Source organism: Flavobacteriales bacterium (assembly GCA_013001705.1).
Classification (GTDB): domain Bacteria; phylum Bacteroidota; class Bacteroidia; order Flavobacteriales_D; family JABDKJ01; genus JABDLZ01.
The window spans coordinates 1-8153 of the sequence record JABDLZ010000179.1; the positions used below are offsets into that span (position 1 = coordinate 1).

The 8153-nt window shown below is 49.1% G+C and carries 7 protein-coding genes and 1 tRNA gene; 2 read left to right on the forward strand and 6 right to left on the reverse strand.

What is annotated here, in order from left to right; genetic code table 11:
- From HKN79_07335 to HKN79_07350, 4 genes are all read right to left on the reverse strand, one after another.
- A partial coding sequence (locus HKN79_07335; protein ID NNC83374.1) for a hypothetical protein occupies positions 1 to 284 on the reverse strand: 284 nt, incomplete at its 3' end.
- Positions 284 to 1621, reverse strand: a complete 1338-nt coding sequence (locus tag HKN79_07340) for a hypothetical protein (protein ID NNC83375.1) — start codon at positions 1619 to 1621, stop codon at positions 284 to 286. The genes HKN79_07335 and HKN79_07340, both read right to left, overlap by 1 nt.
- Positions 1622 to 1640: 19 nt before the next feature.
- Entirely contained in the window at positions 1641 to 3074 is a 1434-nt protein-coding gene (locus tag HKN79_07345; GenBank protein ID NNC83376.1) for a hypothetical protein, read from the reverse strand.
- Complete coding sequence (locus HKN79_07350; protein NNC83377.1) at positions 3037 to 3753, reverse strand: type III pantothenate kinase; 717 nt, start codon at positions 3751 to 3753, stop codon at positions 3037 to 3039. Before HKN79_07350 ends, HKN79_07345 begins: the two co-directional genes overlap by 38 nt.
- A gap of 66 nt (positions 3754 to 3819) precedes the next feature.
- Between HKN79_07350 and HKN79_07355 the strand changes: the two genes are divergently transcribed.
- A tRNA-Phe gene (locus HKN79_07355) sits at positions 3820 to 3892 on the forward strand.
- A 188-nt stretch (positions 3893 to 4080) separates the two neighbouring features.
- On the opposite strand, the gene HKN79_07360 is transcribed toward HKN79_07355, so the two are convergent.
- Complete coding sequence (locus HKN79_07360; protein NNC83378.1) at positions 4081 to 6183, reverse strand: T9SS type A sorting domain-containing protein; 2103 nt, start codon at positions 6181 to 6183, stop codon at positions 4081 to 4083.
- Positions 6184 to 6312: 129 nt separating this feature from the next.
- Here HKN79_07360 and HKN79_07365 point away from each other — a divergent pair, with 129 nt between their 5' ends.
- Positions 6313 to 7812, forward strand: coding sequence for a 2,3-bisphosphoglycerate-independent phosphoglycerate mutase (locus HKN79_07365; protein ID NNC83379.1), 1500 nt, complete (start codon positions 6313 to 6315; stop codon positions 7810 to 7812).
- A 15-nt stretch (positions 7813 to 7827) separates the two neighbouring features.
- On the opposite strand, the gene HKN79_07370 is transcribed toward HKN79_07365, so the two are convergent.
- Positions 7828 to 8124 (reverse strand): T9SS type B sorting domain-containing protein, encoded by a 297-nt coding sequence (locus tag HKN79_07370; protein NNC83380.1) that lies wholly within the window; start codon positions 8122 to 8124, stop codon positions 7828 to 7830.
- Positions 8125 to 8153: the final 29 nt, after the last annotated feature.

Here is an 8153-nt window from a genome sequence, read left to right on the forward strand (position 1 = left end):
CTCTCAGCCCGATCATATATATCTAAGGTGAGACCTGACGATACGCGGGTATAGTCCGAGTCTTGGATGAATTGCTCCAATTTACCGGCCAAGAGCACATTCCGTATCCGACCTGAATCTGTGAAGGTGTAATGACCATCATACACGGTCTGGAATGGGGCCGTATCCTCTTCCCCCAGCTCCTGTACGACCTCCATATCGTTCTTACAGGTCATGAAAAAAGTCCCTATGACCATGAGTATGGCCATAAGGACTTTGGAATTCTTCAGATAGACGGTCGGCATCAACGTACCCGTACCGTGGTGCTCTCACCCAGGCATCCGCAATCTACTGTGTCTCCGTTGGACTTTCCATGGAAGAACATATCCTCTGTAGAAGGGAATTGCCCCCGGACAGATGACATCTTACGTGATGCGATCTCCTGAACGCTCTTGGAATCATCCACACTCTTTGCGCGGGCATAGTAGTCATACGCGACCCAGTAAGCGCAGTAGCGACCGTACTTGCCATCATCACAGGATTTGGACATGGCTTTGGCCGCATCTCCCTTGAGGATATATGCATGGCCTGAGCGTGGTTCTCTGCGTTGCATCTCGGTCGCACACTTGCGTGCAAAAGAGACATCTCCAGCTGCGATGGACACATATCCACCGTATTTGAGATAGTTGGTGCGCTCTGCACAATCTCCACATAGTTCCAGACACTCTTTGATGTACTTGAGCGAGGTGCTGTAGTTCTTATTTGAAGCCTCTTTACGTGCGATGGCAAAAGCAGATTCAGCAGTAGGCTGTACATCGTGTACTGCTTTGGCTACGGTCAAGAAGAGGTCGCTTTCAGTACACTCCTTCCTGTTCATGATACGAAGGGCTTTGGCCTTCAGGTCCATGTCATCCGGATTCTCATCGAGACGTGTTTGGAAGATGGAGGTGATGTCATCACACTCCGCAAACTGCACGAAGAATTCATCCAGGTTATTCTTGGCGGTCACATACCTGTCCAGTTCTTTAGCGGCTTTCTCATCGGTCTCGGCCGTTGCGCTGTACTTCTCGATATTGGTATTGATATAATCGGATAGTACAAGGTATTCGTTGAACAAGGTCTCCAGCTCTACATTTCCTGCCTTGTGGCACTCGTACAACGCATTATAATAGTTGGAGATCACAGAGGATTTGGACTTGTCCTTTTTCAGGTCGATGGACTCTTTGAGAACATCCTTCGCCTCGCAGATGCGATCCGGGAAGAGACGTAGCATATCACTACCTTTCTTACCGAGAACAAATCCTTTCTGTCCGAAATTCTCGACACGCATATCATAGAGCAGCAGGAGGCTATCCTTTAGATCGGACTTGCGATCCTTGAATGCCGGGTCTGTCATGAGTTTCTTGAACATCTTCTCTCCCGAAGTGTAAAGTCCTTTCCGACTGGCTGGACAAATGGTCACACACTTTATCCAAGCTTTGTAGGCATCGGTATATGCCTCTTGCTTCACAAATTCATTGAAGAGAGATAGATTCTCTACACACTTGACACTGTCGGTGCCGTAGTCATACTTCTTTTGGGCTTGGAGGTTGACGGTTACCAGAGCCACTAAGGCGATGAGTATTGGTCTGATGAGCTTCATTTTCTGTTGTTTGTATCGTTCAATCATATCTTCTTTTACTGAACCAGCGGTCGAATCTATAATCCGGGTGGAAACTGAATCCGAACATGATTCTTACACCTTGTTCTTTCAATAATCCACTTTCTGTGGTTCCTCTTTCCTCATAGGCAATGCCGAAATCGAACTGTGTATCGGTCTCTTTGCGGCCTTTGACCAAGAGTGGTACACTCATCCCAAAAGATATGCCAGATTCGCTAATCACCTCATTATCAAGGGTCAAATGGCTATCTCCTTGTCGATATCCGAGTCTATACGTGGATAGTCGTAATAGATTGCCTCGTGTGCCTTTCTGGATTCCCACCTGCGGAGAATAGGCAAAGCCGATGCCTAGATGGGTCGATTCACCCATTTCCGAGTAATCTACGGTAGTACCGAAATCCTCTTGCAATACGGTCCAGTCACTCATGCGGTAATCGATGGCGAGGATCAGCTTACGCTGTCGATTCCGGTCCTTGTTGAGCACATAGTGCTCGAAAGAGGCCCCGAATCGCAGATGACCGGGTAATGTGATGGTCCCTCTACGGTCGCTGAAACTGGTGATGCTGTCCCTTGGAAACTCCACACCACTGACATTCACTGCATAGGTATAGGCATTGCGTGATTTCTTGCTGTTCATCTCAGCATCCATAGAATAACTTGCACCTAAAGTGAAGGCACTGCTCTTGCGGTCGTCTTCGTCTTCCTTGCGATCCAGAAAGCTACGCAGTATGAATCCTGTATTCCATGTGAGGTCGGTCAAAGTGGTGGCATCTTCTATGCGTATACTCATGAATCCGGAATTGATCGGGAAGACGGTATTGCGCTCAGTGCTTGCCGACCCAAATAGATAGCTACCTCCGATTCCCAGACTTATCAGGTCATCCTGATTGTACTTGGAGGTGTCGTCTTTGAGAGTCAATTTTCTAGCGATATCCAGATAGATGCGGTTCACACCGCCACTCCCGATATATTCGGCCGTGTAGGTAGTGTCCAGACTTTCGCTGTATTGGGATACCGTATTGTTATAGCCGATGGTCGAGTAGGGTCTCAGTCCGAATGCGGCTCCCCATTTCCCCTTCCACATCGGAAATCCGATATTGAAGTGATCCAAGCGGGTCATCGAGTTGGTGGATTCTTCTTCTGCCGACTCGACCTGCAGACGCTGACTCATGACTCCCACCTCGAATACCGGTGTGAATAGGAACGACTGTCCTGCCGGGTTATAGGCATTCACATGATGGCCATCGACTGCGGCAACACCGGTACTTCCCATACCGAATTGAGAGATCAGGTCACCATTCAAAGGGTCACCGATCCCGAACCTCGAGTAAGGTGAGATATTGGTGATCTGGGCCGTGGCCACAAGGGCCATGATCAGCATTCCGAAGAGGGAGATACTACGTACTATGATATGTGAGGATTGCGTGTAGACCACGTAGGGTCAGTAATGGGTCTGCAAAGATGTCATTTTCAAGCCTGTCAGCCAATAAAAGCGCATCTCCACCTGTGATAAGGACTGTACCCTCAGGGAAACGTGATCGGAATAGCCTTATTATTCCATCGATCTCCAATCTCAGCCCATGAAATGCTCCTGAACGCAATGCATCCGTTGTAGTCGAGGCGAGCACTTCATCGGGAAAAGGTCCTTCCACTTGAGGAAGGCGACCGGTGAAATGGTGCATGGCCTGGGTACGCATGCGCAAGCCTGGGGATATACTTCCCCCCAGATAGGTACCGTCCACCGTCCAATCATAGGTCACACAGCTGCCTGCATCGATCACCAGACTGGCCGCGGAATTTTTGAGATGTCCAGCTACCGCATTAGCGATACGGTCCTGTCCCAACGTATCGCTCTCATAGCTGTTCTGAATGGGAAGGGGAGTATCAATGGTCAGATATTGGACTTCGGCATATTCAGGTAACCACTGTTGCAGGTCCAGATGCTCATCTGCGGTAGAGGAAACGAGCATGCGCTCCGGATGATGACGATCGATCCATGGACCTATTGCTGCCATTAAATCCTGGGGCAATACGATATTCTCGATCAAGTCACCTTGACTGAAAAAAGCTCCTTTGGCCCGTGAATTCCCGATATCCAGAACGATTTCTGACATGCAGGTCAAAAGTAAAGCAAGGATGACGCGGTTTGAAAAAAGTTTACTTTTGTAGCCCATTTCAACGGTGCTATAGCTCAGTTGGTAGAGCAATGGACTGAAAATCCATGTGTCCCCGGTTCGAATCCTGGTAGCACCACAAAAGACAAGAAACCCATTCTCGATGAGAGTGGGTTTTTTTTATTGGAACAGCATCCTGTGAGCCAGGATGAGAAGCCTGTGCTGAGCGTAGTCGAAGTAAATCCTGCCTGCCTTCCGAAACATAGTGAAGGAAGGGTAGGACCACAGACAGATAAGAGACCTGCTTTCGATGAGAGCAGGTCTTTTTCATTTCTTCAAGAAGCTGGCGCTCCGCTGCATGCCATCTTCATAGGTAATGAGCACGGAGTAGAATCCTCTGCGGATACGCGGTGAGAGCTCCAAATATTCCGTATCCGATCCCCATGGGCTGTCTTGGTGCAGTCTACCACCCACATCGAAGATCTCGACTTTCCGGATCTCTTTGCCTATGCGATTGGATTGAATGTACAATGCGACATCAGTGGGATTGGGATAGACCACTATCAGTTCATCCCGATCAAGGTCCGGAATATCCATAGTTGTGATATGGATGGTCTCACATACCTGCTCGGGACTATTGCAGCTGATGACTTCAACGCATACCTCATACTCTCCCTCCTCGGTGAACGTGAATTCGATGCTGTTGCCATAGAGGAGGTAGCCATCTATATTCCAAGTGGCCTCATAGGGATAGTAGTATGGGAGGGAGAATTCGAATGTATTCTCATCCTGAGCATAGGAAAAGGACTCGACAGCTTCGAAAGGAGGTGCCAATTGGAAACAATATTCGAATTGCGTTTGGATGTGATCCGCCTCGATGCGCATGTTATTGAAGGTTACGAAGGCATCTGCGTAGGCACCTGTGTGATTAAAGGCAGTGACGATCTCTTGGACTTCACCAGGCTCGAAAGTGAAGGGACCCGTGATGGGAAGCAAACGCCTGTCCCCAGGTTCTCCGTCCTCGAACCACGGAATCCCGGCACTGGCCCCCTGGGTGGCATAACCTAGAGGGTCACTCGCTCCTGGATACATGAATGACGTGAGAATATCTCCTTCGGTGCCGTCTCCTCCGAAGGTCACAGGTTGTCCATTCAGCCACCGTCCACTGAGGAAATAGTAGAATTCGATGGCTATATCAGGTGCGACATTTATCGGGAAACCTATACCTCCTCCTCGATTGTAATAGGTGAATCGGCTCATCTTCAATCGCTCATTGTCCACGATTCCATCTCCATAGCCGATTCCAAGACCGGTATAAGGGATTCCATCCAGAGCGAGTATTTCTCCAAGATCACTACTGAATGGATTGTCCAGCCCATCGGCATCGGCATAGGGGCCGGCCAGGAATTGAAAGGAGAAAATGGGAGGATCTTGTCCATATCCCTGTACTCCATCACAATCGGCATCATTTCCATCTCCATTGTAGGTATAGGCCAGGCCGCGTTGCACATCACAACCCACATAGTCATCTGTAGGGCAGCCCAGATCGGTGTCCATCCACTGACCGATATAGGTATCCAGATAGGTATTGCTGCTTCTATTGATGAATCGCTTGCGCTGGAAAAGCGTTTGATCCAATGTAGAGCAGGTATTGAAGCCGAAGGTCGTGCAGTGGACCTCTACTCCTAAAGGCACTCCTCCAGACTCTGTATGTAAGCCACTATCGTGATAGACCTGCCAGACCGCCTCGTGTCCCTGTAGATATTCAGGAACGGACAGATCGGGATGGTGGCAGGAGCAGTCACCTTCTAGGTCGAAACCCGGATAATCTCCCGCATCCGGGTCATAGATCCCATCTTGATCGCGATCGAAGAAGGGTGCTAGATAGAAATCATAATCCGGATGTGGATTATTTGCCGGCCACGTGTAGAAATAGGCCGGAGGGCTATAGCCGTTCTCAAATGGTGCTTGGTTCAGAATGTCCGGATCGGCACCCTGATCGACCAGGTCCATGCGATCGAAGTACTCCTGATGAATGATGGCATCCAACCGTTTGGCCGTGTATAGCTCAGCATAGGATTCACACATCTCTTCAGAGGTGATCGCTGACCCATCGTTGGTCAGTGGCCCTGAAAAGAAATCCGAGCCCCCACCTGAGAAATAGCTGTTGGCTGCTAGATGTACTTGTCCATCTGCGGTCATACCTCCCATCCAATCGCTGTGGGCATAGATGCTATGAATGCTATCCCCTGCAGGTACCTCGAAACCTGCGTCTCCACTATCTGTGAAGAAGTTATTCGGTAGACCAATGCGGGCGCGGATCTCGTTGATGTGCAATATCGTGCTGGAGAATATGGGTTCACAATCGCTGAGCTGTCCGGCCATTGAGAGATAACTGAGAAAGGGTATAGCTAGTAGGAATCTTAGCATGGTCGTTCGGTTTGATTCGAAAATCAGGATTCTTCAACCGTAGCTCCAAGTATGACTTGAACGGATTTGATAGGTTCATTGCAATTCAGATCACCCAGTGATTTTCAGAATGCAGCTAGCTTTGTCGCCATGGGAAAAAAGGCAGCATTGATCGTCATGGATGGTTGGGGTCATGGAAAGCAGGATGATAGCAACGCCATCTATCTGGCTGATACACCCTTTATCGATAGCCTCTATACTGGACCCAATGCAGAATTGCGTACCGATGGAAAGAACGTAGGTCTACCAGAGGGGCAGATGGGTAATAGCGAAGTAGGCCACCTGAACATAGGCGCTGGACGTATCGTCTATCAGGATCTGCAGAAGATCAATCTGGCCATCGAGGATGGTTCTCTGGCCAAGAATGAGAACCTCCTCAAAGCGATCGAGTTGGCCAATGGAGGGAAGCGATTACACCTGATGGGCCTCTTGAGCGATGGAGGTGTGCATTCCAGTCAGACGCATCTTCACGCCTTGGTTGATATCTGTCATGCGCAGGGTGTCAAGGATATCTGCATCCACGCTTTCATGGATGGAAGGGATACCGATCCTGAGCATGGAGTATCCTATGTCAGAGAACTGCAAAACCACCTACAAGGCAAAGGAGCCCATCTGGTAAGCATGGTCGGGCGCTATTATGCCATGGATCGGGATAAACGATGGGAACGCATCAAGAAAGCCTATGACCTATTGGTCCATGGAAGAGGCAAATCATCTGATGATGCCATCGATGCCCTGCAGGAATCCTATTCCCGGGGAGTTACCGATGAATTCCTCGAACCGGTCATCTTGGATCCAGAAAGGATCATTGCTGAAGGGGATGTGGTGATCTGTTTCAATTTCAGAACAGATAGATGTCGGGAGATCACCCAAGTATTGACGCAACAGGATATGCCCGATCACGGTATGCAGACTGTCCCCCTCGAGTATTTCACTATGACTAGATACGATGAGACCTTCAAGGGTATCGAGGTGTTCTTCACTAAGGATAATCTGAAGGATACGCTGGGCGAAGTAGTCAGTCGTGCAGGAAGTAGCCAAGTACGGATTGCCGAGACGGAGAAGTATCCGCATGTCACCTTCTTCTTTTCAGGAGGGAGGGAAGAACCCTATGATGGAGAGGAGCGCATCATGGTCAATAGTCCGAAAGTGGCCACCTATGATATGCAACCGGAAATGAGTGCATTGGAAGTGACAGATAGGATATGCACTTATCTGAAAGAGAAAGGGCCTGACCTTGTCGTGCTCAATTTCGCCAATCCCGACATGGTGGGACATACCGGAGTACAAGAGGCAGTGATCAAGGCCGTGGAGACCACGGATTCTTGTGTTAAGCGTGTAGTGGAGACCGGCAAGGAATTGGGCTACGAGTTCATCATCATTGCCGATCATGGCAATGCAGAATTGAACCGCTTACCCGATGGCAGTGCCCATACCGCACATACCCTCAATCCAGTCCCAATATTCTATATCGGGGAGAGCTATACCACATTGGACAATGGTATTCTAGCGGATATCGCACCTAGTCTTTTGGCTATAATGGAAATCGCCCAGCCATCTGCAATGACCGGGCGAAACTTGATGTCTTGAAATCTCTTCTTCGGATCACCTCACAATGGTGAAGTATCCTTTTTTCTCTTCACCATCTTCGAACTGCACAACATAGTAGTAGGTGCCTGCAGGTTCACTGTCGATATTCCATGTGTGACGATTGGTCTCGGCCAGTAGATTTCCCCATCTATTGTAGATGTACATCTTTCCCTGGCGATTGATGAGCTCATTGATCACGAATGCATCGTTCTGGCCATCTCCATTGGGAGACACCACATTGGGGTAGATACAGTTCAAGGCCTGTACCGTATCCACGTCCACAGCTGGTGGATGATAATTCGGGAATACCAACGATGCAAGTAAGGAATCACTGCACCAGT